At 70.3% G+C, this 25,587-nt stretch carries 23 protein-coding genes and 1 riboswitch; of the genes, 17 read left to right on the forward strand and 6 right to left on the reverse strand.

Going from position 1 to position 25,587, the window contains the following annotated elements:
• Window positions 1-47: 47 nt before the first annotated feature.
• Window positions 48-404 carry a HesB/IscA family protein gene (locus tag BFF77_RS03500; protein ID WP_066943649.1) on the forward strand — a complete coding sequence of 119 codons (357 nt, stop codon included), beginning with the start codon at window positions 48-50 and terminating at the stop codon, window positions 402-404.
• A gap of 127 nt (window positions 405-531) precedes the next feature.
• Here the strand turns inward: BFF77_RS03500 and BFF77_RS03505 are convergent, their stop codons facing one another.
• Window positions 532-1,956: a hypothetical protein gene (locus tag BFF77_RS03505; protein WP_066943651.1), complete on the reverse strand. Its 1,425-nt coding sequence runs from the start codon at window positions 1,954-1,956 to the stop codon at window positions 532-534.
• 261 nt (window positions 1,957-2,217) lie between these two features.
• Here BFF77_RS03505 and BFF77_RS03510 point away from each other — a divergent pair, with 261 nt between their 5' ends.
• Window positions 2,218-3,222 carry a carbohydrate kinase family protein gene (locus BFF77_RS03510; protein WP_066943652.1) on the forward strand — a complete coding sequence of 335 codons (1,005 nt, stop codon included), beginning with the start codon at window positions 2,218-2,220 and terminating at the stop codon, window positions 3,220-3,222.
• A gap of 75 nt (window positions 3,223-3,297) precedes the next feature.
• Here BFF77_RS03510 and BFF77_RS03515 read toward each other — a convergent pair whose 3' ends face one another.
• Window positions 3,298-4,680, reverse strand: coding sequence for a cysteine desulfurase/sulfurtransferase TusA family protein (locus BFF77_RS03515; RefSeq protein WP_066943653.1), 1,383 nt, complete (start codon window positions 4,678-4,680; stop codon window positions 3,298-3,300).
• Window positions 4,681-5,039: 359 nt separating this feature from the next.
• Here BFF77_RS03515 and ctaC point away from each other — a divergent pair, with 359 nt between their 5' ends.
• From ctaC to BFF77_RS03535, 4 genes are all read left to right on the forward strand, one after another.
• Entirely contained in the window at window positions 5,040-6,002 is a 963-nt protein-coding gene (gene ctaC / locus BFF77_RS03520; RefSeq protein ID WP_066943656.1) for an aa3-type cytochrome oxidase subunit II, read from the forward strand.
• On the forward strand, window positions 5,999-7,741 hold the full coding sequence (gene ctaD / locus BFF77_RS03525) for an aa3-type cytochrome oxidase subunit I (RefSeq protein ID WP_066943658.1): 1,743 nt from the start codon (window positions 5,999-6,001) through the stop codon (window positions 7,739-7,741). Before ctaC ends, ctaD begins: the two co-directional genes overlap by 4 nt.
• On the forward strand, window positions 7,738-8,136 hold the full coding sequence (locus tag BFF77_RS03530) for a cytochrome c oxidase subunit 4 (RefSeq protein WP_066943660.1): 399 nt from the start codon (window positions 7,738-7,740) through the stop codon (window positions 8,134-8,136). Before ctaD ends, BFF77_RS03530 begins: the two co-directional genes overlap by 4 nt.
• A gap of 109 nt (window positions 8,137-8,245) precedes the next feature.
• Complete coding sequence (locus BFF77_RS03535) at window positions 8,246-9,496, forward strand: L,D-transpeptidase (protein WP_066943662.1); 1,251 nt, start codon at window positions 8,246-8,248, stop codon at window positions 9,494-9,496.
• A 142-nt stretch (window positions 9,497-9,638) separates the two neighbouring features.
• On the opposite strand, the gene BFF77_RS03540 is transcribed toward BFF77_RS03535, so the two are convergent.
• Window positions 9,639-10,040 carry a hypothetical protein gene (locus tag BFF77_RS03540; RefSeq protein WP_066943664.1) on the reverse strand — a complete coding sequence of 134 codons (402 nt, stop codon included), beginning with the start codon at window positions 10,038-10,040 and terminating at the stop codon, window positions 9,639-9,641.
• Window positions 10,041-10,235: 195 nt separating this feature from the next.
• Here BFF77_RS03540 and ctaE point away from each other — a divergent pair, with 195 nt between their 5' ends.
• The 6 genes from ctaE to BFF77_RS03570 all read left to right on the forward strand — a co-directional run bounded on the left by ctaE (window position 10,236) and on the right by BFF77_RS03570 (window position 17,724).
• On the forward strand, window positions 10,236-10,856 hold the full coding sequence (gene ctaE / locus BFF77_RS03545; protein ID WP_046505280.1) for an aa3-type cytochrome oxidase subunit III: 621 nt from the start codon (window positions 10,236-10,238) through the stop codon (window positions 10,854-10,856).
• 71 nt (window positions 10,857-10,927) lie between these two features.
• Complete coding sequence (gene qcrC / locus BFF77_RS03550; protein WP_066943667.1) at window positions 10,928-11,737, forward strand: cytochrome bc1 complex diheme cytochrome c subunit; 810 nt, start codon at window positions 10,928-10,930, stop codon at window positions 11,735-11,737.
• On the forward strand, window positions 11,734-12,789 hold the full coding sequence (qcrA, locus tag BFF77_RS03555; protein ID WP_066943669.1) for a cytochrome bc1 complex Rieske iron-sulfur subunit: 1,056 nt from the start codon (window positions 11,734-11,736) through the stop codon (window positions 12,787-12,789). The genes qcrC and qcrA overlap by 4 nt, the downstream gene beginning before the upstream one ends.
• A complete protein-coding gene (qcrB, locus tag BFF77_RS03560) occupies window positions 12,786-14,447 on the forward strand; it encodes a cytochrome bc1 complex cytochrome b subunit (RefSeq protein WP_066943671.1) in 1,662 nt (553 codons plus the stop codon). Before qcrA ends, qcrB begins: the two co-directional genes overlap by 4 nt.
• A gap of 187 nt (window positions 14,448-14,634) precedes the next feature.
• Window positions 14,635-15,708: an anthranilate phosphoribosyltransferase gene (gene trpD, locus BFF77_RS03565; RefSeq protein WP_066943673.1), complete on the forward strand. Its 1,074-nt coding sequence runs from the start codon at window positions 14,635-14,637 to the stop codon at window positions 15,706-15,708.
• A gap of 326 nt (window positions 15,709-16,034) precedes the next feature.
• A riboswitch (SAM riboswitch) is annotated at window positions 16,035-16,152 on the forward strand.
• A 201-nt stretch (window positions 16,153-16,353) separates the two neighbouring features.
• Window positions 16,354-17,724 (forward strand): aminotransferase class V-fold PLP-dependent enzyme, encoded by a 1,371-nt coding sequence (locus tag BFF77_RS03570; RefSeq protein WP_066943674.1) that lies wholly within the window; start codon window positions 16,354-16,356, stop codon window positions 17,722-17,724.
• Between the two features lie 21 nt (window positions 17,725-17,745).
• Here BFF77_RS03570 and BFF77_RS03575 read toward each other — a convergent pair whose 3' ends face one another.
• Complete coding sequence (locus BFF77_RS03575) at window positions 17,746-18,027, reverse strand: Lrp/AsnC family transcriptional regulator (RefSeq protein ID WP_066943676.1); 282 nt, start codon at window positions 18,025-18,027, stop codon at window positions 17,746-17,748.
• Window positions 18,024-18,734 (reverse strand): rhomboid family intramembrane serine protease, encoded by a 711-nt coding sequence (locus BFF77_RS03580; protein WP_245703174.1) that lies wholly within the window; start codon window positions 18,732-18,734, stop codon window positions 18,024-18,026. The genes BFF77_RS03575 and BFF77_RS03580 overlap by 4 nt, the downstream gene beginning before the upstream one ends.
• Before the next feature lie 150 nt (window positions 18,735-18,884).
• Here BFF77_RS03580 and BFF77_RS03585 point away from each other — a divergent pair, with 150 nt between their 5' ends.
• From BFF77_RS03585 to BFF77_RS03605, 5 genes are all read left to right on the forward strand, one after another.
• Window positions 18,885-19,127: a hypothetical protein gene (locus BFF77_RS03585; RefSeq protein WP_066943678.1), complete on the forward strand. Its 243-nt coding sequence runs from the start codon at window positions 18,885-18,887 to the stop codon at window positions 19,125-19,127.
• A gap of 33 nt (window positions 19,128-19,160) precedes the next feature.
• Window positions 19,161-20,525 (forward strand): NYN domain-containing protein, encoded by a 1,365-nt coding sequence (locus BFF77_RS03590; protein WP_066943693.1) that lies wholly within the window; start codon window positions 19,161-19,163, stop codon window positions 20,523-20,525.
• A 321-nt stretch (window positions 20,526-20,846) separates the two neighbouring features.
• A complete protein-coding gene (locus tag BFF77_RS03595) occupies window positions 20,847-21,869 on the forward strand; it encodes a C40 family peptidase (RefSeq protein ID WP_066943680.1) in 1,023 nt (340 codons plus the stop codon).
• 313 nt (window positions 21,870-22,182) lie between these two features.
• Window positions 22,183-23,214, forward strand: a complete 1,032-nt coding sequence (locus BFF77_RS03600) for a C40 family peptidase (RefSeq protein ID WP_066943681.1) — start codon at window positions 22,183-22,185, stop codon at window positions 23,212-23,214.
• A gap of 101 nt (window positions 23,215-23,315) precedes the next feature.
• Complete coding sequence (locus BFF77_RS03605) at window positions 23,316-24,572, forward strand: hypothetical protein (RefSeq protein WP_211280144.1); 1,257 nt, start codon at window positions 23,316-23,318, stop codon at window positions 24,570-24,572.
• On the opposite strand, the gene BFF77_RS03610 is transcribed toward BFF77_RS03605, so the two are convergent.
• A partial coding sequence (locus BFF77_RS03610) for a glycosyltransferase 87 family protein (protein WP_066943685.1) occupies window positions 24,529-25,587 on the reverse strand: 1,059 nt, incomplete at its 5' end. The two genes, BFF77_RS03605 and BFF77_RS03610, sit on opposite strands and share 44 nt — an antisense overlap.

The following is a 25,587-nucleotide window of genomic DNA, read 5'->3' on the forward strand; positions in this document are numbered from 1 at the left end:
CGGTTGAACTGTCGGCAAGCAGTCCGTACAACCCGGGAGAGAAGCAGATGTCCGTATCGGACGACACCACCACCGTGAGCGACGGCATCCTCCTGTCCGACGCCGCCGCGGGCAAGGTCAAGGCCCTGCTGGACCAGGAAGGCCGGGACGACCTCGCACTGCGGGTCGCCGTTCAGCCCGGCGGCTGCTCCGGCCTGCGTTACCAGCTCTTCTTCGACGAGCGCTCGCTCGACGGCGACGTCGTCAAGGAGTTCGGCGGGGTCAAGGTCGTCACCGACCGGATGAGCGCTCCGTACCTCGGTGGCGCCTCCATCGACTTCGTCGACACCATCGAGAAGCAGGGCTTCACGATCGACAACCCGAACGCGACGGGCTCCTGCGCCTGCGGCGACTCGTTCAGCTAGGGCCCAGGCGCCCGGCCCAGGCCGAGCGAGCAGGCCGAGCGAGCAAGACAGAGGAAGGCGGCGGTCCCCCCTCGGGCCCGCCGCCTTCCCTGTGCGTGCCCGGTGGGACACGCACGCCTTCGGACCCCTAGCCGAGCGGTACGCGCTTGCCCGTCTCCGCGTCGACCACCCGGCGCCCGTCCAGCGGCCTTTCCAGCGTCACCTTCGCGGTCTGCGTCCTGGCCATCGCCACACAGACCTGGTCCGGGCCGGAATCCGAGTGGGAGATCCGCACCTTGACGGCCGTGCCGCTCTCGTCCGCGTGCGCCGTGTACGTCCCGCACACGCCGCCCATGAAGCGCAGGGCCAGCGTTTGGCCGTCCACGCGGTACGACATCAGGCCCGGGTCGCTCTGCTCCGGCTCCGGCGCCGACGGCGGCTCGCTCCTCGCCAGGGACTCCGGGGCCGTCGCGAGCTGGACGAGCGTCTGCGACGGAGCGCCGCCACCGGGCGCCACCTCGAACAACCAGGCCGGTACGAGCGCTCCGCCGCCCTCCAGCGTCCGCAGCGCCAGACCGAAGACCGCCCCGTCGATCTCCACCGGCTTCGCGCCGGCCGGCACCGGCGGCTCGCACCGGTCCGCCGCCTTCCCGTCCTCCAGCGGCATCGCGGTGGCGCAGTCGGCGGCCGGTCCACCGCCACCGAGGTCGGCGGACGCCTTGTTCAGCTCCTTGAGCGCCTCGGCCGCGGCGATCACCGGATACGTCCGGCCCGGCTCCGGCGCCGTCAACTGGCCCACGCCGTTGACCACATGGCCGTCCGCGCCGATCTGGACGGAGGTCGACCAGCCGTAGGTGGGCAGCCCGCCGACCACCGGATCCGCGTTCACCACCCGTACCGCGCCCATCAGTTGAGTGGCATCGAGATCCGCGTCGCCCTGGCCCAGCGCCTTGAGCACCGGAGCCGCCGCCCGCTTCGCCGCCGCCTCGCTCACGGCACCGCCCGCGCCGGCGCCCGTACCGCCGACGCTCGGGCAGCTCTTGCCCTTGAGGCAGTTGTCGCTGCCCGCCCCGGCGGGGCCGAAGCGGTCGAAGGTCCATGTCCCCGGCGCCTGCTTGGTGACACGGAGCAGCGGTCCCGAACCGTCCTTGTCCGTACCGGCCTTCCAGTACATGCCGTCGGAACGCGGTGTGCCCGCCACCCCGAGCGCCTCGGCCAGCCGGGCCACCTCGTTGGCGGTGACCGCTCCGTCCACCCGGTGGACCCGGGCCGTACGGGGGCCGTCGGGCAGTTCGCCCTTGGCGCGGTAGGTGAATCCGCGTGGATCGGGCTCGCCCGGCGCGATGCCGAGCGGTGGCGGCGTGCCGGCGACCGGCGGCGGGATGCGGTCGCCTCCCGGCGTACCGCTCCCGCCGCCCGTGTCGTCCGCGCCGCTGCCGCCGAAGGCGCTCGTGGCGAAGTACGCGCCACCACCTCCGGCGATCAGTACCGCCGCCGCCACCGCGGCGACGAGCGGAGAACGCCGCCGACGCGGGCGGTTCGTGCTGTTTTCCGGACGCTCCGTACTGGTCACCGCTGTTCTCCTTCGACCGCGTTCCCCCGAATGACATCGGTGGGACGGAAGCGAGGAGCGCCCGGTTCCCTGCGCGGAGCGGTGTGATGTGGTCCAGAAGCGCTGTAGAAGCGGTCCAGGGGCACCGTACGCACCGTCCGGCTCATGAGGAAAGACCTACTATCGGGTAGATTCAGACCTTCGGCAGACCTTAGGTGGGGCGCCGCCCGAACCGGTAGCGTGAACCGTCAACCGTTCTCCTTCATCAGGAGCGTTCACGCCGTGCGAATCGCAGTCACCGGCTCCATCGCCACCGACCATCTGATGACCTTTCCCGGCCGCTTCGCCGACCAGCTGGTCGCCGAGCAGCTCCACACGGTCTCCCTCTCCTTCCTCGTCGACAACCTTGAGGTGCGCCGGGGAGGTGTCGGGGCGAACATCTGCTTCGGCATGGGCCAGCTCGGCACCCGCCCGCTCCTGGTCGGCGCGGCCGGCGCGGACTTCGACGAGTACCGCGCGTGGCTCAACCGCCATGGAGTGGACACGGACTCGGTCCGGATCTCCGAGGTCCTGCACACGGCCCGGTTCGTCTGCACCACGGACTCCGACCACAACCAGATCGGCTCCTTCTACGCGGGCGCGATGAGCGAGGCGCGCCAGATCGAGCTCAAGAAGGTCGCCGACCGCGTCGGCGGACTCGACCTGGTGCTGATCGGCGCGGACGACCCCGAGGGCATGCTCCGTCACACCGAGGAGTGCCGTACTCGCGCCATCCCGTTCGCCGCCGACTTCTCCCAGCAGATCGCGCGGATGGAGGGCGAGGAGATCCGTACGCTGCTCGACGGCGCGACCTATCTCTTCTCCAACGAGTACGAGAAGGGACTCATCGAGTCCAAGACCGGCTGGAGCGACGCCGAGATCCTCTCCAGGGTCGGCCACCGGGTGACAACTCTCGGCAAGCGCGGCGTCCGTATCGACCGGGACGGCGAGGAGCCGATCGTGGTCGGCTGCCCGGAGGAGGAGACCAAGGCCGACCCGACGGGCGTCGGTGACGCCTTCCGCGCCGGTTTCCTCTCCGGACTCTCCTGGGGCGTCGGGCTGGAGCGCGCGGCCCAGGTCGGCTGCATGCTCGCGACCCTGGTCATCGAGACGGTGGGCACGCAGGAGTACACCCTGCGCAGGAACCACTTCATGGAGCGCTTCACCAAGGCGTACGGGCACGACGCGGCGGCCGAGGTCCAGGCGCACCTGCCCGAGACGACCGTGCCCGACGCGACGCCCGCCTAGGCCGGGCCGGGGCCACGTACGGTCGGGGCCGGAGGCAGGGGCAGGGCCCGTCCGGCCGGGCCGGTCGGGGCCGTGCTACGAGATCCGGCGGACCACATGGGCGACACCGTGGTCCGCCGGCCGCTCACCGAGATACTCCTGTCCGCGCATCTCGCACCACGCGGGAATGTCCAGCCGCGCCGCCTCGTCGTCCGACAGGACCGTCACCGTCCCGCCCACCGGCACCTCGCCGAAGATCTTGGCCAGCTCGATCACCGGGATCGGGCACCGCCTGCCGAGCGCGTCGACCACCAGCGCCGGAGTCCCGCCGGAACCGGCGGGGGAGCGCGGCGCGCCGAGCCGTTCGCGTACCCCCGACACCGCCCCGGGCAGCACCTCCAGGAACCGGTCCACCTCCCCCTCCGGCGTACCGGGCGGGAGCGAGATCCGGACATTGCCCTCCGACAGCACTCCCATCGCCCGCAGTACATGGCTCGGGGTCAGCGTGCTGCTCGTACAGGACGAGCCCGAGGAGACGGAGAAGTCCGCGCGGTCCAGCTCGTGCAGCAGCGCCTCTCCGTCGACATAGAGACAGGAGAAGGTGACGAGATGGGGGAGACGGTGCTCCGGATCGCCCACGACCTCGACGTCCGGCACCAGTTCGGGCACCCGCGCCCTGATCCGGTCCACCAGCGCACGCAGCCGTACCGCCTCCTCGGCCGCCTCCGCGCGCACCGCCCGTAGCGAGGCCGCCGCCGCCACGATCGCCGGGATGTTCTGGAAGCCCGGCGCGCGTCCCGACTCCCGTTCATCTGCGGGGCCCCGAGGCGCGAACCGGACCCCCTTGCGTACGGCGAGCAGCCCGACGCCCGCCGGACCGCCCCACTTGTGCGCGCTCGCCGTCAGCAGCGACCAGGCGCCCTCCACCGGGCCCCAGCCCAGCGACTGCGCCGCGTCCACCAGCAGCGGGACCCCCAGGGTCCGGCAGGCCTCGGCCACCGCGGCCACCGGCTGCTCCGTGCCCACCTCGTGGTTCGCCGACTGGAGACAGGCCAGCGCCGTGTCCTCGCGCAGGGCCTTGGCGTACTCCTCGGGCTCCACCGCTCCGTAACGGTCCACCGGCACCTCGGCCACCTCGCCGCCCGTCGCCGCCTCATGGGCCGACGCGGCGTGCAGGACGGAGGAGTGCTCCACCGCCGAGACCACGAGATGGCGTCCGGCCCGGCGCCGGCCCGAGAGGGCGCCGGACATTCCGGAATGCACCGCGTATGTTCCCGAAGGAGTGAAAGTCAGCTCGTCGGGACGGCAGCCGACCGCCTCCGCGGCGGCCTCCCGCGCCGCGTCCAGCAGCAGCGCGGCCCGCCGTCCCTCGCGGTAGAGCCGGACGGGATCCGCCCAGCCTTCGTCGAGGGACGCCTGGAGGGCCTGCCGGGCGACGGGATGCAGCGGAGCGGAGGACGCGGCGTCGAAGTAGGTCACACCACCACGCTAGCTCCGCGACCGGCGACGGATGCCGGCTCCGCGACCGGCGACGGTTGCCCGCCCGGCCGGGCCCGGTCGCCGGGACCCGCAGGCGTCGGCGGACACGGCGGCGGAAGGGGCGGCTTCGGTGCCCCGAGGCGCCCCGGGAGCGGTCCCGAAGCGGCCCGGAGGTGGGCATTCCACCCCTTCGGAGTGCGGGGCGGCGCGTTGGGCACCCTCCCCGCACGGCCCCAAATCGAGTCCAGTAGGGTTTGGTCCGCATAAACATCCAAACCCCTGCCCGCGTCAGGGCCGGCGACCGACCAGCGAGACGGCCGCGGCCGGCCGCGCGGGCGAGACTCTCGGGAAGGCGCTACGTGAGTCCCAACGGCTCCGACCGCTCGTCGCGGCGCCCGATGCGGCGGAAGCTGCCGCAGGTGCTGACTGCGGGCCTGATCCTTGCGACCGCCACCGGTTGCACATACAAGGACTTCCCCCGCCTCGGAATGCCCACCCCAGTGACGGAAGAGGCTCCCAGGATCCTCTCCCTCTGGCAGGGCTCGTGGGCGGCAGCGCTCGTCACGGGCATCCTGGTATGGGGTCTGATCCTGTGGAGCGTCATCTTCCACCGGCGCAGCCGCACCAAGGTGGAGATCCCTCCGCAGACCAGGTACAACATGCCCATCGAGGCGCTGTACACCGTGGTCCCGCTCATCATCGTCTCGGTGCTCTTCTACTTCACCGCACGCGACGAGTCGAAGCTCCTCTCCCTCTCCGAGAAGCCGACCCACACCGTGAACGTGGTCGGCTATCAGTGGAGCTGGGGCTTCAACTACATCGAGAACGTGGACGGCAACCCGTCGACGGGCAGCACGGTTCCCAAGGAACTCGACGCCATTCCCAACCGGTTCACGAAGCAGTTCCCCAAGGGTGCCGAGGGCGTCTACGACGCCGGTGTCCCGGGTCAGCGCAATCCCCAGACCGGCAATCCGGGTCCGACCCTGTGGCTGCCCAAGGGTGAGAAGGTCCGGTTCATCCTGACATCGCGTGATGTCATCCACTCCTTCTGGGTGGTGCCGTTCCTGATGAAGCAGGACGTCATCCCGGGGCACACCAACGCCTTCGAGGTGACCCCCAACCAGGAGGGCACCTTCCTGGGCAAGTGCGCCGAGCTGTGCGGCGTCGACCACTCGCGGATGCTCTTCAACGTCAAGGTGGTCTCTCCGGAGCGCTACCAGAAGCACCTGGAAGAGCTGGCCGAGAAGGGCCAGAGCGGCTACATCCCGTCGGGCATCGCGCAGACGGATCCGGCCAAGAACGCGGAGACGAACAAACTGTGAGCATCCTCAACGAACCCCAGGGTGCCGCCGCCGCAGCAGAGGACTCGTACGAGGACGAGCTGCCGGTACGGCGCAAGCAGCCGGGCAATGTCGTCGTGAAGTGGCTGACCACCACCGATCACAAGACGATCGGCACGATGTATCTGATCACGTCGTTCGTGTTCTTCTGCATCGGCGGTGTGATGGCGCTCTTCATGCGCGCCGAACTGGCCCGCCCCGGCACGCAGATCATGTCGAACGAGCAGTTCAACCAGGCGTTCACGATGCACGGCACGATCATGCTGCTGATGTTCGCGACGCCGCTGTTCGCCGGATTCGCCAACTGGATCATGCCGCTCCAGATCGGCGCGCCCGACGTGGCGTTCCCGCGGCTGAACATGTTCGCGTACTGGCTGTACCTCTTCGGCTCGATCATCGCCGTGAGCGGCTTCCTCACCCCGCAGGGCGCCGCCGACTTCGGCTGGTTCGCCTACGCCCCGCTGTCGGACGCGGTCCGTTCGCCGGGTATCGGCGCCGATCTGTGGATCATGGGTCTGGCCTTCTCCGGCTTCGGTACGATCCTCGGCTCGGTCAACTTCATCACCACGATCATCTGCATGCGCGCGCCCGGCATGACGATGTTCCGGATGCCGATCTTCACCTGGAACGTCCTGCTGACCGGTGTGCTGGTCCTGCTGGCCTTCCCGGTGCTGGCCGCCGCGCTCTTCGCGCTGGAGGCGGACCGTAAGTTCGGTGCGCACGTCTTCGACTCGGCCAACGGCGGAGCGCTGCTGTGGCAGCACCTCTTCTGGTTCTTCGGCCATCCGGAGGTGTACATCATCGCCCTGCCGTTCTTCGGCATCGTCTCCGAAGTGATCCCGGTCTTCAGCCGCAAGCCGATGTTCGGCTACATCGGTCTGGTGGGCGCGACCATCTCCATCGCGGGCCTCTCCGTGACGGTGTGGGCGCACCACATGTATGTGACCGGTGGCGTGCTGCTGCCGTTCTTCTCGTTCATGACCTTCCTGATCGCGGTACCGACCGGTGTGAAGTTCTTCAACTGGATCGGCACCATGTGGAAGGGCTCACTGTCCTTCGAGACACCGATGCTCTGGACGATCGGCTTCCTGGTCACCTTCACCTTCGGTGGTCTGACCGGTGTGATCCTGGCGTCGCCGCCGATGGACTTCCATGTCTCCGACTCGTACTTCGTGGTCGCGCACTTCCACTACGTCGTCTTCGGCACCGTGGTGTTCGCGATGTTCGCCGGATTCCACTTCTGGTGGCCGAAGTTCACCGGCAAGATGCTGGACGAGCGGCTCGGGAAGATCACCTTCTGGACGCTCTTCATCGGCTTCCACGGCACCTTCCTCGTCCAGCACTGGCTGGGCGCCGAGGGCATGCCGCGCCGTTACGCGGACTACCTCGCCTCCGATGGATTCACCGCGCTGAACACCATTTCCACGATCAGCTCGTTCGTCCTCGGCCTGTCGATCCTGCCGTTCCTGTACAACGTCTGGAAGACCGCCAAGTACGGCAAGAAGATCGAGGTGGACGACCCGTGGGGCTATGGACGTTCGCTCGAATGGGCGACTTCCTGCCCGCCGCCGCGGCATAACTTCCTCACTCTGCCGAGAATCCGTTCGGAATCCCCGGCATTCGATCTCCACCACCCGGAGGTCGCCGCGCTCGAACAGCTCGAAGGCGTCGGGCACGGTGCCGAGCCCGCCCTCGCCGGTGGCAAGGAGGCCGGGAAGTGAAGATCCAAGGCAAGATGTTCATCTGGCTGAGCGTCTTCATCCTGGCCGCCGCCGTGCTCTACGGCGTGTGGTCGAAGGAGCCGGCCGGTACGACCGCGCTGTTCCTGGCCTTCGGGCTGAGCGTCATGATCGGCTTCTATCTGGCCTTCACCGCCCGCCGGGTGGACGCGATGGCCCAGGACAACAAGGAAGCCGATGTCTCGGACGAGGCCGGTGAGGTGGGGTTCTTCGCCCCGCACAGCTGGCAGCCGTTCTCGCTCGCCATCGGCGGAGCGCTGGCCTTCCTCGGGATCGCGATCGGCTGGTGGCTGCTGTACTTCTCGCTGCCGCTGATCCTGGTCGGCCTGTGGGGCTGGGTCTTCGAGTTCTACCGGGGCGAGAACCAGAACCAGTAGAACGCGACGTAGTGCTTTCCGGGGCCCGCCCTACTCGAACGGAGTAGGGCGGGCCCCCGTTCGTACCTCTCGTCGCGCGCGGAGTGAAAGTCCTTCCTACCGTGTGCTCATGAACCACACGCCACGTCTGCGCGCTGTCCTCACCTGCACTCTGCTGGTCGTGTCCCTTGGGGCGAGCGCCAGCGCGTGCAGCAGTGACGACGGGCCGCACCCCCTCTCCGGGAAGCCGCGCGAAGCCGCCCCGGGGAAGATCGTCTTCAGTACGCCCGCGGGCGCCACCAAGGTCGATCCCAACAAGCCGCTCGAAGTGACCGCCAAGGGTGAGCGGATCACGGACGTCAACGCCGTCGACAAGGCGGGCCACTATCTGGCGGGTGAACTCACCGCCGACGGGCTGCGCTGGCACTCCACGGCACCACTTGCGGCGGGCTCCCGCTACACCATCAAGGTCTCCACCGAGGACAAGAAGGGCAAGCCGGGCTCCCGCACGGTCACCTTCGAGACCATGCCCCCCAAGCGGACCCTCACGGTCGAATTCGGGCCGGACGCGGGTGAGTACGGCGTGGGCCAGCCCATCACCGCCACGCTCAGCCAGCCGATCACGGACAAGAAGGCCAGGAATGTCATCGAACGGTCCCTGAAGGTCCGTGCCTATCCCGCGGCGGAGGAGGGCGCCTGGCACTGGGTGGACGACGAGGAACTGCACTACCGGCCCAAGGACTACTGGCCCGCGAACGGGAAGGTCACCGCCTACAGCACCCTCCAGGGTGTGAAGATCAGCGACAAGCTGTACGGCGGCGCCGTCAAACCGCTCAAGCTGACCACCGGCGACCGCGTCGAGGCCATCGTCGACGCCAGCTCCCACTACATGACGCTGTTCCGCAACGGCGAAGAGGTCACCAGCATCCCGGTGACCACCGGCAAGCCCGGCTTCTCCACCCGTAACGGCATCAAGGTCATCCTGGGCAAGGAGTACTTCGTGCGGATGCGCGGTACGAGCGTCGGCATCGGCGGCGGTGAGGGCTACGACCTCCCCGTGTACTGGGCGACCCGGGTCACCTGGAGCGGTGAGTACGTCCACGCCGCGCCCTGGTCCGTGGGCTCGCAGGGATCCGCGAACGTCAGCCACGGCTGTGTCGGCATGTCCACCGCGAACGCGGCCTGGTTCTTCGAGAACGTGCAGGAGGGCGATCTCGTACAGGTGATCAACAGCGCCGGCGACTACATGGAGGACTTCGGCAACGGCTTCGGCGACTGGAACGTGGACTGGGAGGACTGGCGCGAGGGCAGCGTTCTGCTCGCCGGGACCAGGGAGGGCACCAGCCCCGCCGACCCGGCCCGCCTGCGGCCGCTGGTCTGAACCGCGTTCCGGCGGCCGGCGCAACGGTCCGGCGCTCGGCCGGACAGCCGGTCCGTCGGCCGTCGGCGGACACCCAGGTCCTGCCGTCCCTCGCGGACGGCAGGACCTGGCCCGTTCCTCGGCCCTGCGCCGGGCCGCCGGCTCAGGCGCTGATGGCCAGCCGGCGGCGGAGCAGGGCGGCCAGGGCGTCCGCGAAGCCGACCGGTTCGACCGGCAGGGTCACCGCCGCGTCCGCGCGGCTCCAGGTGGCCAGCCAGGCGTCCTGCGGGCGCCCCATGAGCAGCAGTACGGGCGGGCAGTTGAAGATCTCGTCCTTGATCTGCCGGCAGACGCCCATTCCGCCCGCGGGCACGGTCTCGCCGTCCAGTACGCAGACGTCGATCCCGCCCCGGTCGAGCTGTTCCAGCAGGGCGGGCAGAGTCGCGCACTCCAGGAACTCGACGGGCGGTACATCGGCGGCCGGCCGGCGTCCCGCTGCCAGCCGGACCTGCTCGCGGGTGTTCGCGTCGTCGCTGTAGACCAGCACCGTGGCGGTCGGCTGCATTGTTCCTCCGTGACATCAGTGTCTGCGAGGGCTCCAGGGCTCCGTCGCCCTGGACCGATGCGCGGATGCTACTCCGTCGGGGACCGAGTCAGCACGGGTACGGACGCCCTTCGCCGACCCGTTCGAGCTGGGCACACTCCACGGACACACCGAACGGCACCCCCCGGAGTCAGGGCGGGATAAGCGACCGACATAATGTCGGTCGTGGCGACAGCAACGACAGTAGAAACCGGGCACGCGCACCCGTCGGTCAACCGGCCGAACCTCACCAGCGTCGGAACCATTATTTGGCTGAGTTCCGAGCTGATGTTCTTCGCGGCCCTCTTCGCGATGTACTTCACCCTGCGATCGGTGATGGGCGCGGCGCACTGGAAGGAGATGGCGTCGCACCTGAACATCCCGTTCTCGGCGACGAACACCACCATCCTGGTGCTCTCCTCCCTCACCTGCCAGCTCGGCGTCTTCGCCGCCGAGCGCGGCGACGTGAAGAAGCTCCGCTCGTGGTTCGTGGTCACCTTCGTGATGGGCGCGATCTTCATCGGCGGTCAGGTCTTCGAGTACACCGAGCTCCTGAAGAAGGACGGCCTCTCGCTGTCCTCGGATCCGTACGGCTCGGTGTTCTATCTGACGACCGGCTTCCACGGGCTGCACGTGACGGGAGGTCTGATCGCGTTCCTGCTGGTTCTGGGCAGGACCTACGCGGCCAAGAGGTTCACCCACGAGCAGGCGACCGCGGCCATCGTCGTGTCGTATTACTGGCACTTCGTCGATGTGGTCTGGATCGGCCTCTTCGCCACGATCTACTTGATCAAGTAGCCGGGTCCCGCGCCCGAAGCGCACACAATCCAGAAACACCGACGCAGAAGATCCTGACACCGGGGTAATCCGTGAAAAAGCTCTCCGCACGACGACGCCATCCGCTGGCGGCGGTCGTCGTCCTACTCCTCGCGCTGGCGGCCACCGGGGGGCTGTACGCCGCGTTCGCGCCCGCGGGCACGGCACAGGCTGACGAGACCGCCCAGTCCCTCGCCATCGAGGAGGGCAAGAAGCTCTACTCCGTCGGCTGCGCAAGCTGCCACGGAACCGGCGGTCAGGGCAGCAGTGACGGCCCGCCCCTGGTCGGCGTCGGCTCCGCCGCCGTGGACTTCCAGGTCGGCACCGGCCGTATGCCCGCGCAGCAGCCCGGCGTGCAGGTGCCGAAGAAGAAGGTCATCTACTCGCAGGCCGAGATCGACCAGCTCGCCGCGTACATCGCGTCCCTCGGCGCCGGTCCGATCATCCCCACCGAGAACCAGTACGACCCCGCAGGCGCGGACGTCGCCCGAGGCGGCGATCTGTTCCGCACCAACTGCACCCAGTGCCACAACTTCACCGGTGAGGGCGGTGCGCTGACGGGCGGCAAGAGCGCGCCGAACCTTGAGGGCGTGAGTCCGAAGCACATCTACGAGGCCATGCAGACCGGCCCGCAGAACATGCCTTCGTTCCCCGACTCGACGATGCCGGAGGAGCAGAAGAAGGAGATCATCGCGTACATCCAGGCGGTGAACGGAGAGAAGGCGTCGAGCCCCGGCGGTCTCAAGCTGGGTGGCCTCGGCCCCGTCAGTGAAGGTCTCTTCGGCTGGATCTTCGGTCTGGGTGTTCTGATCGCAGCCGCCGTCTGGGTCGCGGCCCACACCGCTAAGGCCAAGAAGTCATGAGTAGCCAAGAAGAGTTTCCAGAGAAGAACCTGCCGAGCGAGCAGGGCGACGCGCACGGCGCGGTGGAGCACACGGACGATCCGTTCGCCGATCCGGGACTGCCGGCCCACCGGCCGCGTATGCAGGACATCGACGAGCGGGCGGCCAGGCGGTCCGAGCGCACGGTGGCGATGCTGTTCCTGCTGTCGATGCTGGCGACCGTCGCGTTCATCGCCTCGTTCGTGGCGTTCCCGGTCAGCAAGATCGTCTACATCTTCCCGCTGGGCCATGTCAGCATCCTGCACTTCTCGCTCGGTGTGACGCTCGGCATCGCCCTGTTCTGCATCGGCGCGGGCGCGGTCCACTGGGCCCGGACGCTGATGTCGGACGTGGAGACGGCCGACGAACGCCATCCGATCGAGGCCCCGCCCGAGGTCAAGACGAAGGTCCTGGCGGACTTCGCGACCGGCGCGGCGGAGTCCGGCTTCGGCCGGCGCAAGCTGATCCGCAACACCCTGTTCGGCGCGGTGGCGCTGGTGCCGCTCGCCGGTGTGGTGCTGCTGCGCGATCTCGGTCCGCTGCCCGAGAAGAAGCTCCGCTCCACGATGTGGGAAAAGGGCAAGCAGCTCATCAACATGAACACCAACCAGCCGCTGCGTCCCGAGGACGTCGTGGTGGGCTCGCTCACCTTCGCCATGCCGGAGGGCCTGGAGGAGCACAGCGAGGACTTCCAGAAGCAGATCGCCAAGGCGGCCCTGATGATCGTCCGGATCCAGCCGGACGAGATCAAGGACAAGCGTGAACTCGACTGGTCCCACCAGGGGATCGTGGCGTTCTCCAAGATCTGCACCCATGTCGGCTGCCCGATCAGCCTGTACGAGCAGCAGACGCACCATGTGCTCTGCCCGTGCCACCAGTCCACCTTCGACCTCTCCGACGGCGCCCGCGTCATCTTCGGCCCGGCCGGTCACCCCCTTCCGCAGCTGCGGATCGGTGTGAACGCCGAGGGCAACCTCGAGGCGCTCGGCGACTTCGACGAGCCCGTCGGTCCTGCCTTCTGGGAGCGCGGATGAGTACCAGCACTGCTTCGGACGACAAGAACCGCAGGGTGCCCGCGGGTGAGCGGGTCGCCGACTGGGCGGACGGCCGGCTGGGGATCTACTCCCTGGCCAAGGCCAACATGCGGAAGATCTTCCCGGACCACTGGTCCTTCATGCTCGGTGAGATCGCCCTCTACAGCTTCATCATCATCATCCTCACCGGTGTGTATCTGACGCTGTTCTTCCACCCGTCGATGAACGAGGTGGTCTACCACGGCAGTTACGTCCCGCTCCAGGGCGTGCGGATGTCGGAGGCGTACGCCTCGACGGTGGACATCAGCTTCGACGTCCGCGGCGGTCTGCTGATCCGGCAGATCCACCACTGGGCCGCGCTGATCTTCCTCGCGGCCATGCTGGTGCACATGATGCGCGTCTTCTTCACGGGTGCGTTCCGCAAGCCGCGTGAGGTCAACTGGCTGTTCGGCTTCCTGCTGTTCGTGCTGGGCATGTTCACCGGCTTCACCGGCTACTCGCTCCCGGACGACCTGCTCTCCGGTACCGGTGTCCGCTTCATGCAGGGCGCGATCCTGTCGGTGCCGGTCGTCGGAACGTACCTCTCGATGTTCCTGTTCGGCGGGGAGTTCCCCGGCGGCGACTTCGTGGCCCGGTTCTACTCGGTCCACATCCTGCTGCTGCCCGGCATCATGCTGGGACTGGTCGTGGCCCATCTGATCCTGGTCTTCTACCACAAGCACACCCAGTTCGCGGGCCCCGGCCGTACGAACAGGAATGTCGTCGGCATGCCGCTGCTGCCGGTCTACATGGCCAAGGCCGGAGGCTTCTTCTTCCTGGTCTTCGGGCTCATCACGATCGTCTCCGCCATCGCCACGATCAACCCGATCTGGGCGCTCGGGCCCTACCGCCCGGACCAGGTGTCCACCGGAGCCCAGCCTGACTGGTACATGGGCTTCTCCGAGGGTCTCATCCGTGTCATGCCCGGCTGGGAGATCAACTTCCTGGGACACACCCTGGTACTGGGTGTCTTCATCCCCCTGGTGATCTTCCCGCTGGTGCTGGTCGCGATCGCGGTCTATCCGTTCATCGAGGGCTGGGTCACCCGGGACAACCGCGAGCACCACATCCTGGACCGCCCGCGCAACGCGCCGACCCGTACGGCGTTCGGTGTGGCCTGGCTGACGTGGTACTTCATCCTGCTCGTCGGCGGCGGGAACGACCTGTGGGCGACGCACTTCCATCTGTCGATCAACGCGATCACCTGGTTCGTGCGGGTCTTCTTCTTCGTCGGACCGGTCATCGCCTTCGTCGTCACCAAGCGGATCTGCCTGGGTCTCCAGCGGCGCGACGCCGAGAAGGTGCTGCACGGACGCGAGTCCGGTGTCATCAAGCGGCTGCCTCACGGTGAGTTCATCGAGGTGCACACCCCGCTGGACCAGGCCGACCTGCACAGGCTGACCGCCCACGATCAGCACAAGCCGGCCGATCTCGGCCCGGCGGTGGACGAGAACGGCGTACGGCGCAATGTCGGTCCGGCCGAGAAGCTCCGCGTCAAGCTGAGCAAGGGCTACTACGGCGAGGGCAGCCAGATCCCCAAGCCGACGGCCGAGGAGTACAACGAGATCGCCGCCGCGCACGGCCATGGCCACGAGGAGATCACCAGCGGCAAGCACTGATCCACTGTTTCGCCACCACCGAGGGCCCCGGCCCGGTCTCCCCGCGAGGGACACCGGCCGGGGCCCTCGGCGTGCGGCCGTCCGCACTCCGGGCACCCGTCCTGCCGGCCGGGCGGACGCCGATAGGCTTTGCGGTGTGGGCCTTGTACGGTCCACGCACCCGTCCCAGGACCCACCAGGAGCGAGCATGAGCGCTGTGACCCCCGTCGGAGGCGACACCGTGGCGGACCGCACCTGGCCGGGCGTGCTGAATCCGCTGCTGCGCGGCGAGGATCTGAGCACCGAGGACACGGCGTGGGCCATGGACCGCATCATGAGCGGCGAGGCCACCGACGCGCAGATCGCCGGGTTCGCGGTCGCCCTGCGGGCGAAGGGCGAGACGGTCGAGGAGGTCTCGGGTCTGGTACGCGCCATGTACGCGCACGCCAACACCATCGAGGTGCCGGGCCGTACGGTCGACATCGTCGGCACGGGCGGCGATCTCGCCAAGACCGTCAACATCTCCACCATGGCGGCGATCGTCGTGGCGGGCACCGGAGCGAAGGTCGTCAAGCACGGCAACCGCGCCGCCTCCTCGGCGAGCGGCGCCTCGGACGTACTGGAGAAGCTCGGCGTCAACCTGGAGCTGACCCCCCAGCGGGTGGTCGAGGTCGCCGAGGAAGCAGGCATCACCTTCTGCTTCGCGGTGAAGTTCCATCCGGCGCTGCGGTACGCGGCCAAGGCCCGCAAGGAACTCGGCGCCCAGACCACCTTCAACGTCCTCGGACCGCTCACCAACCCGGCGCGGGTCAGGGCCCAGGCGGTGGGGGTGGCGGACGTACGGATGGCGCCGATCGTCGCGGGTGTGCTCGCCGAACGCGGAAACTCCTCCCTGGTCTTCCGCGGTGACGACGGCCTGGACGAGCTGACCACCACGGCGACGTCCCGGGTGTGGGTGGTACGGGACGGCAAGGTCACCGAGGAGGCGTTCGACCCGCGGGACGTGGGCCTGGACCTGGTCCCGATCGAGGCGCTGCGGGGCGCGGACGCGTCGTACAACGCGGATGTCGCCCGCCGCCTCCTGTCCGGCGAGACGGGCCCCGTCCGCGACGCGGTCCTGCTGAACGCGGCGGCGGCGCTGGTGGCTCTGGACCCGACGGGGGACGCTCTGGCGGTGCAGCTGGGGGCGGGCCTCGCGAGGGCGGCGGAGTCGATCGACTCGGGCGAGGCGGGGCGGACGCTGGACCGCTGGGTGACAGCGAGCCACCGGCCCCCCGCGTAGGGCCTCCGGCCGGCCGGGGGGCGGTTCGCGCCCGGCGGCGCGGGGCGGTGTGCGCCTGCGGCGCCGGGGCCGCAGGCGCGCGGTGGGTGCCGGGTGCCTGGGCCTCCGGAGGCGCGTGTCCGGTGCCGGGCACCTGTCCAGCCCGTCCGGCGTTTGAGGACGGAACGGCCGACCCCGGCACCGGGTTCCTGTTCGACAGGGGGGCGGCTCCTTGCCGCGTATTGAGCCCGTCCGGCGATTGAGGACGGAACAGGCCGTAGCCCCGGTGTCCCATATCGCGGACACCCGTTGGGGCGCGCCGTGCGCTCTGCCATACTCTCTGATCAGGTCATGAGCGACAGCGATTACGGCCCCGGCTCGCTGTCCGGCAACCCTCCGTCCGTGGCGGGGTGCCCCGGGTGAAGACCAGGCCGTGGGCAGCGAGGTCCGCGGCAAGCGCGGACCCCTTGCACCTTGGGGTCCTGGTCCTCAAGGGAGCAGTCTCGTGAGCAAGCGAATGCGTTAGGGCTGTCGAGCCCCTCTTCGGTACACCTCCGCACGGTGATCTCCGTGCGCCGAGGCATTCCCCGTCACCGCCGTGCCTCCGTCGCGCCGCCGTGCGGGTTTCTGAAGCCGTTCCGACTTGTCCCGCCGGGAGATATCGCCATGTCCGCATACCTGAACGCCACCGCCACCGTCGAGCCCCTGCCCGTGCTCGGGCGGGATGTCACCGTGCCGCTCGTCACCGGCGGTGAGGTCACCTACGCCGCGCTCGACTACGCGGCCAGCGCGCCCGCCCTCCAGCGGGTGTGGGACGACGTCGCCGCCTACGCGCCGTACTACGGCAGTGTCCACCGCGGGGCCGGTTATCTCTCGCAGCTCTCCACCGATCTCTTCGAGAACAGCCGCCGCACGGTCGCGGAGTTTCTCGGCTGCCGCACCGACGACCAGGTCGTCTTCACCCGCTCGACCACGGACTCGCTGAATCTGCTCGCGGCGGTGCTCCCGGCCGGCTGCCAGGTGTTCGTCTTCGAGACCGAGCACCATGCCTCGCTGCTGCCCTGGCGCGAGGCCCGGGTCAGCTATCTGAACGCGCCCCGCACCCCGGCCGAGGCCGTGGCCACCCTGGAGCGGGCGCTCGCGGAGCGTGATCCCGAGGGTCCGGCGCTGGTCTGTGTGACCGGCGCCTCCAATGTGACCGGTGAGCTGTGGCCCGTACGGGAGCTGGCCGCCGCCGCGCACGCGCACGGCGCCCGGATCGTGCTCGACGCCGCGCAGCTCGCCCCGCACCACCCCGTGGACATCGCCGCGCTGGACGTCGACTGGGTCGCCTTCTCCGGGCACAAGCTGTACGCGCCCTTCGGCTCCGGAGTGCTCGCGGGCCGCGCCGACTGGCTCCAGGAAGCGGAGCCGTATCTCGCGGGCGGCGGCGCCAGCCGCGCGGTGGCCCGCCGGAGCGACGGCGGCGTCGAGGTCGTGTGGCACAGCACCGCCGCCCGGCACGAGGCCGGTTCGCCCAATGTCATCGGCGTGTACGCCATCGCCGCGGCCTGCCGGGCGCTCACCGAAGCGGGCTTCGACACCCTCGTCGACCGTGAGCGGCGGCTGGTCGCCCGGGTGCGCGCGGGTCTCGCCGAGGTGCCCGAGGTCAAGGTCCTCTCGCTGTTCGGCGACGAGGCGCCGCGCGTCGGTGTCCTGTCCTTCGTGGTCGAGGGATGGAACAGCTCGCACTTCGCCGCCGCGCTCTCCGCGGAGTACGGCATCGGCGTACGGGACGGTCTCTTCTGCGCCCATCCGCTGGTGCGGACCCTGCTGGGCACCGACCCGCAGGATCCGGGCGAGTGCGGCGCTCCGGAGGCCGAGCCCGGCGAGCGCTCCCTGAACGCGATACGCGTCAGTTTCGGCGCCGGCACCCCGGACGAGCACGTGGACCGGTTCGTCCGTGCCGTACGGGAGCTGGTGAGTGAGGGAGCGCGCTGGAACTACCGCACGGAGGACGGCCGTTGCGTCCCGGACCGGGACGGCGCCACGGCCTGACGCACCTGACCGGAGGCGGCCTTACGCGTCGAGCCCGATGGCGAAGGCCGCTTCGAGGTCGTGCTGCGAGTACGTACGGAACGCCACATGCGTGTCCGTGGCCTCCACGCCCTCGATCTTGCTGATCCGGCCGGGGATCACATCCGCCAGATCGTCGTGCCTGGCCACCCGCACCATGGCGATCAGGTCGTACGTACCGGTCACCGAGAAGACCTCGCTGACGCTGTCCAGCGCGGCGATCGACTCCGCGATCTCGGGGATCCGGTCCACGCTGGTCTTGATGAGCACGATCGCGGTGATCACGGCTGACGTTCTCCCTCGGTGGCCGCGGTGTGGTCTCCCACTCTATCGGTACGCCAGTACCGCCCCCATGCGTAGAGAAACCCGGTGGCGAAGCCCACGAGATGCGCGAGATAGGCCACGCCGGGCCCCGAGCCCGCGCCGCGCGCCGCCAGCCACTGGAGCGCGAACCAGAAGATCAGCACGATCCAGGCCGGGAAGCGCAGGGGGAGGAAGAACAGGAACGGGAAGAGACTGGTGACCCGGGCCTTCGGGAAGAGGTAGAGAAAGGCGCCGAGCACCCCCGAGATCGCGCCGGAGGCCCCCACCAGCGTCTGGTCCGAGGCCGCGTTCACCATGGCGTAGGCGAGCAGCGCGAGACAGCCGACGGCGAGATGGAAGAACAGGAAGTGCGCCCGGCCCAGCCGCTCCTCCGCCATCGCGCCGAAGACGAACAGAAACAGCATGTTCCCCAGCAGATGCAGCCAGCTCCCGTGGACGAAGAGCGCGGTCAGCGGGGTGAAGAGGGCACGCGGTGAGCCGCTCAGCAGCTCGACCGGGATGACGCCCCACCGTTCGAAATACAGGGTCTGCGCGTCGAGGAGCGCCTCGCCCCTCCCGTACGCGGGGTTGAAGCCCGAGGCCGGACTGAACAGGAAGGCCAGACAGCAGAGGCCGATCAGCGTGTGGGTCACCACCGGTCCGCCGGCCGTCGTCCGCGACGTATTCACCGACAGAGCATGGCTTACCGGGACCGAAGGGTACAGAGCGCCTCGCCGCTCCCTGGGGTGGCCCGGAGGCCGTAGGGTTGCAAGGAGTACATCCGCCGTTCGACCGCGCACCACGGGCGGCGGCGGGTCGGACGACGAAAGAGGACGCTGATGACGACGGTTCCCCGGCCGACGGCCGCCACCCGGTGGCGCTGCACGCTGTGCGGCAATCTCACGCGTTTCGACGTGACGCGATCGTCGAAGGCAGTCGAGTACGTCCATCTGGACCTGGCAGGGGAGCCGAGGGTCGAGGAGCGCGAGGTGGTCAGTGAGACCATCGAGTCCGTGCGGTGCCGTTGGTGCAACGCGGTGGATCAGATCGAGCTGGTGGACAGGCCGGGCGCCGGTTCCTGAGGGAACCGCCCGAAAGGGTATGGGGTGACGGATGTGGAGCAGGCCGCAAGCGGTGCTGAGCCGGCCGGCGAGGCCGGCGGTGACGCCGCGGAGGCGCTGGACCGTCCGCTCCCGGACGGGGTACGGCGCAGAGTCATCGCGCTGGTCTCCGATGCCTTCGGTGGCCTGACCGTCACCGAACTCCCGGCACAGTTGCGCCAGTACGCCCGGTTCACGCCCAACAGACGGGCCAAGTTCGCCGGTAACGCGATGGCCGCCGCCCTGGAGAGCGATCCGCTGTTCCGGCAGCGGATCGGTGAGCGGATCAGCCACTCCCAGCCGGAGCTGGCCGGGGCCCTGGAGTCGGGATCGCCGCCCGCCGCCGCGGATCCCGTCGACGTGGCCGCGGCGGCGTATGTGCTCAGGCCGCCCGGATGGGTGAAGCTGGTGGCCGCCGCGGGCGAGGAGGCCCAGCGCGCGGACGCCGAGCGTGCCGACGAGGAGGCCCGGCGCGAGCTGGAGCGGCTGCGCGAGGAACTGGCCGTGGCCAGGGCGCTGACGAAGAGCGAGACCGAGCGGCTGCGCACGGAGCTGGAGGCGGCCCGCAAGGAGGCCGAGTCGCTCCACCGCAAACTGCGCAGTGCCCAGAGCGATGTGAAGCGCGGCGAGGCCGCCCTGCGCCGGGTGCACGTGGAGACCGAGGCGGTCAGGGCCGAGGCCGCGGCGGCGGTGTCGGCCGCCGAGAGCGAGACCCGCCGGGTCAAGGCACGTCTCGGCGAGGCCGAGTCGGCGGTCGAGGCGAGCCGCAGGGCTGCCCGCGAGGGCCGCTCGGTGGAGGACATGCGGCTGCGGCTGCTGCTGGACACACTGCTGGAGTCGGCACAGGGGCTACGGCGTGAACTGGCGCTGCCGCCCGCCATGGTCCGGCCCGGCGATACGGTCGAGGCGGTCGAGCCCGGCCGGATGTCGCCCAAGGACGTGGCGGCCCGCGCGCTCTCCGAGACCGATCCCGCGCTGCTCGACCAGCTGCTCGCGCTGCCGCAGTCGCATCTCATCGTGGACGGCTACAACGTCACCAAGACCGGCTATCCGACCATGCCGCTGGAGAAGCAGCGGCTGCGGCTGCTGGGCGGGCTCGCGATGCTCGCGGCGCAGTCGGGCGCGGAGACGACCTGTGTCTTCGACGGCGCCGAGCTGGCGGCGCCGGTGCTGCTCGCGCCGCCGCGCGGCGTCCGGGTGCTGTTCTCCAAACCGGGCGTGACCGCGGACGAGTTGATCCGCCAGCTCGTCAGGGCGGAGCCGCCGGGACGGCCGCTGGTGGTGGTCTCCACCGACCGTGAGGTCGCGGACGGAGTGGCGCAGGCCGGTGCCAGGCCCGTCGCGTCCGCCTTGTTGCTGAAGCGGCTTTCGCGCGTCTAGTCAACTGGTGGGGCCAATGCCCGAATTGATGCCGTCTTGGTGGAGCGCAGCGTCAAATGTCCATCACTGACTGTGCAGCGTCTGTAAATAATGCGCGTCGTGACGGAGATTTTCCTTGTCAGGATTTGAACTGATCACGAGAAGGTCACTATGGTCAGGCGTCGAACCTTCGCGCGGTTGATCACCCACCCGGGGTGACAGCGAAGGAACCGCCGATTTCATGCAGTTCAGCCCAGTTGTCGGGGGTGTGGGACGTATGGAGCCGGGGCCCTGTGTCCCCCATGGCCCGGTAGGCGGCTGAGGAAGAAGGAGCTCGCCTCCGTGGCGTCCCACCGTCGTCCCAAGCAGCCGAGCCGCGCCCGTGTGACCGTGCTCACCGCGACCGCTGCCGCCGCTGTCGCCCTGACCTCCCAGGCCGCTCAGGCCGCTCCGCAGCCGAGCAAGAGCGACGTCAAGGAGAAGGTCGACAAGCTCTACGAGGACGCCGAGAAGGCCACCGAGAAGTACAACGGCGCCAAGGAGGCGCAGGCCAAGCTCGAAAAGCAGGTCGACGCCCTCCAGGACAAGGTCGCCCGAGGCCAGGACGAGCTGAACGACCTGCGCGACAGCCTGGGTTCGATGGCCAGCGCCCAGTACCGCACCGGCGGCATCGACCCCGCCGTGCAGCTCTTCCTCTCCTCCGACCCGGACAGCTATCTGGAGAAGGCGTCCACGCTCGACCAGGTCAGCGCCAAGCAGGCCGAGTCGCTCCAGCAGATCCAGGAGAAGCAGCGGGCCCTCGCGCAGCAGCGCCAGGAGGCCCAGAGCAAGGTCCAGGACCTCGACGAGACCCGCAAGGAACTGCGCGCGAAGAAGGACGAGGTCCGCGGCAAGCTCGCCGAGGCGCAGAAGCTGCTCAACACGCTCACCGCGCAGGAGCGCGCCTCGATCGCCGCCGACGAGTCCCGCGCCAACCGCGCCAGCTCCCGCGCCGACCTCGGCAATTCGGTGCCGGCCTCGCAGCGCGCGTCCGCCGCGTTCGCCGCCGCCCAGAGCAAGATCGGTACGCCGTACGTCTACGGCGCCTCGGGCCCCAGCTCGTTCGACTGCTCCGGGCTCACCTCGTGGGCCTACGCCCAGGCCGGTGTCTCCATACCCCGTACCTCCCAGGCCCAGGCCAACGCCGGTACGCGGCTGGGCATGAGCCAGCTCCAGCAGGGCGACCTGGTCATCTTCTACGGCGACCAGCACCATGTCGGCTTCTACGCGGGCAACGGCCAGGTGCTGCACGCCCCCAAGCCGGGCGCCAGCGTGCGCTACGAGTCGATCAACAACATGCCGTTCCAGTTCGGCGTACGTATCTGAGCCTCGGGCCCGAGCTTCGAGGCCGGGTCCCGGCCTCGACACTTCGGGACCGGGACTCCGCCGGATCCGCTTCCGCCGGATCCGGGACTCCATGCCCGCCCATTCGGGCGAATTCCCGTATCTCCCGCTGACGCCGCGCCCCGCCGATGACCTGTGGTCTACGGCGGGGCGTCACTTTGTGTGCGCGGCGCGGTCGTTGGCCGCTCCGTGGTCGCCCGGCTACTGTCTGCTCCCGCGGCTCCGGCCAGTGGTCCGCCCGTCGGGCGGCCGGGGGCCGCGTCAGTGCGTTCAGCGGAAGGAAGTGCGGCCTCCTGTGGTGTCCCATCGCCGTCCCTCACACAAGGCCCCGGGTTCCCGCGGCAGCGCGGCCGTGGCGCTGTCCGCCGCGGCGGCCACGGCCGCGGCGGCGCTCGCGGCGGCCCCGGCGGGCGCCGACCCGCGGCAGTCGCCCGAGGCGACCCGGGCCGCGGTCGACCGGCTCTACGAACAGGCGGAGAAGGCGACCGAGCAGTACAACAAGGCCACCGAGCGGGTGGACCGGCTGCGCGCGCTGGTGGACCAGGCCCAGGACAGCGCGGCGCGCGGCCGGGACAGCGTCAACCGGATGCGCGGCGCGCTCGGTTCGGTCGCCGGCGCCCAGTACCGCTCCGGCGGGCTCGATCCGGCCCTCGCCCTGCTGCTCTCCTCCGACCCCGACAGCTATCTCGACAAGGCCTCCTTACTGGACCGGGTCGGCGAACGCCAGTCCGGTGCGCTGAGAGAACTCAGGCAGGCCCAGCGGAGGCTGGGACAGGTGCGCAGGGAAGCCGCCCGCGATCTCACCGAGCTGGAGCGCAGCCGGGCCGTCGTCGCCCGGCACAAACGCACCGTCGAGGGGAAGCTCGCACGGGCACGGCTGCTGCTGAACTCCCTCCCCGCCGCCGACCGGGACTCCTACGGCCGGGCCTCCCGCTCCGGCCGCGGCGGCCCCGACACCCTCGCCGGCGGCGGACCGGCCTCCGCGCGGGCCTCCGCCGCGGTGCTCGCCGCCCAGCGCGCGGTGGGGCGGCCGTATGTGTGGGGTGCCAACGGGCCCTCGGGCTTCGACTGTTCGGGACTCACCCAGTGGTCGTACGCGCAGGCGGGCGTCGGGCTGCCGCGCACCTCCCAGGCACAGCGGTACGCGGGCCGTCAGGTCCCGCTCTCGGAGGCGAGGCCGGGAGATCTGGTTGCGTACCGCGACGACGCGAGCCATATCGCGATGTACGCGGGCAACGGCCAGGTGATCCACGCTCCGTATCCGGGCGCCCCGGTGCGCTACGACCCGGTCGGCATGATGCCGGTCTCCTCGGTCACCCGCGTCTGACCGCCGGTCTCCCGGGGCCCGTCCGGGCACATCGGCCGGGACCGGCCCGGCCACGGGCACGGCCCGGTCACCGGCCACGAGCACGCCGTACGATCGGCGGCGTGGCAGGTCGGGCGCGTACGGCGGCGGGACGGCACGGTACGCGTCGGCGTACGGCCGTGCTGTGGCTGACCGCGCTCCTGCTGGTGCCGGTCTGGGGCTGCGCGGCGCCGGCGAAGGCCCCCGACGGCGCCGCCGGGGAGATCGGGCGGACCCTGGACCGCAGGGCCGCCGCAATCCTGGCCCGTGACGAGCGCGCGTATCTGGCCGTCCTCGATCCTTCGGCGCCGGCCGCGCGCGCCGCGGGCCGCCGTGAGTTCCGCGACCTCGCCGAGGTGCCGCTCGGCTCCTGGGAGTACCGGCCGACCGATGTCGAGCGCTCGGGCCAGCGGGCCACCGTCCACGCCGAGCTGCGCTACGGGCTCGCGGGCCTCGACCGCGCTCCGGTGTCCGCGCCGCGCACGCTGGAGCTGACGGAGCGCGCCGGGCGCTGGTACGTGAGCGCCGACCGGCCCGCCGAGGGCGGCGCGCAGCAGCTCTGGGAGCAGGGAGCGGTCCGGGCCGTACGAGGCGCCCGCAGCCTGGTCCTCGGCGTCGGGCAGGACGACGCGCGGCTGCGCGCGATCGCCGCCACGGCCGACCGGGCCGTCCCGGCCGTCGACGGTGCCTGGCCGGGCCCGTGGGCCCGCCGCGCCGTTCTGCTCGTACCGGGCTCGCCGGAGGCCATGGCGCGGCTCCTGGGGGCCTCCGCGGCCGGTTACCGGGGCATCGCGGCGGTCACCACCGGCATCGCCACCGGGAACACCGCCTCCGGCGCCGCGCCGGCCGACCGCGTGGTCGTCAATCCCGAGGCGTACCGCGACCTGTCCGGCTTCGGCCAGGAGATCGTCCTCACCCACGAGACCACCCATGTGGCGACCCGTACGGCCACCTCGGCCGCAACTCCCGTCTGGCTCTCGGAGGGCTTCGCCGACTGGGCCGCGTACCGGGGCACGGACCGTACGGCCGGACAGATCGCGCCCGAACTCCGGCGCGCCGTGCGAGCGGGCGACGTTCCGGCCGTACTCCCGTCCGACGAGGACTTCGCCTTCGGCGCCGGCGCCGACCGGCTGGCCAGGGCGTACGAGAGCGGCTGGCTGGCCTGTGAGCTGATCGCCGAGCGCTGGGGCGCGCGCCGGCTCACCGACTTCTACCGCGCGGTGGGCGCGCACGCCGGGCGCGAGGGCGCGGTCGAGAAGGCCCTGCACGACGTCCTGGCCACGACGCCGGAGGACTTCACCGCCCGCTGGCGCGCGTACGCCCGGCAGCGGCTGGGCTGACCTCGGCCGGCTCCGCACCCTCCGCCGCCCGTTCGCGCGAGCGGGGGACCGTCGCCCGCCAGAGCCGGTGGCACGCGGTGAGGGTCGCGGCGACCAGCAGACCGTTGCGTACGAAGAGCAGCGCGACCCCGAGCGGGTCGCCGCCGACCACATGGGAGAACAGCACCGGGAACTCCATCAGGGTGACCGCCGTCGCGGCCAGCACCAGCCACGCGGGCAGCGCCATCCGGCTGCCGCGCAGCGTCAGACAGGCGGCGGCCAGACCGACCAGCCAGAGCATGTACTGCGGGCTGATCACCCGGCTCGTGGTGGTGAACAGCAGCACCGCCGCGAAGGCCGCGTCGTACGGAGTGCCCGCACCGAACGCGCGCGCCTTGAGCCGCCAGACGAGCAGCCAGCCGACGGCCAGGGCGGTGAGGCCCAGCGCGACCGTGCTGACCAGCGGGACATACGGTCCGACGAACTCCACGGAGCCGTAGTTGAGCAGCGCTCCGCCGCTCCAGCCGAAGTGCCGCGCCACCTGGAAGACCAGGGCGCCCAGCGACTCGATCTCCGTGCCGCGGTCGCGCTGGAAGGTGAGGAAGGCCAGCGCGCCGGGCATCGCCACACAGCAGACCGCGGTCAGCGCGACCGCCGTGACGGCCGCGGCGGTCCACGTCCTGCGGGTGGCCCGGCCGCGCGGTGTGCCCGCCAGCAGCAGCACCGGCCAGACCTTCAGCAGCGCGCCGAAGCCGGTGAGCGCGCCCATCAGCCCGGGTCTGCGCACCCCCGCGAGCAGGGCCGCGACCGCCACCGCCGTCACCATCAGGTCGTACCGCGCGTACGAGGTCGGCCCCAGCAGCGGCACCCCCGCGGTCCAGACCCAGGCGCCCCGGTACGACCGGCCCGTGCCCCGGGCGGCCCGCAGCAGCAGCGCGAAGGCCACCGCGTCGCAGAGGAACGCCAGCACGAAGAAGGCGGCGGCGTACCCCAGGAACGGCAGGAGGGCGGGCGCGAGGACCGGCAGGGCGGCGGC

Origin of the sequence: Streptomyces lushanensis (assembly GCF_001700515.1) — a bacterium.
In the GTDB taxonomy this organism is placed as follows: Bacteria; Actinomycetota; Actinomycetes; order Streptomycetales; family Streptomycetaceae; genus Streptomyces; species Streptomyces lushanensis.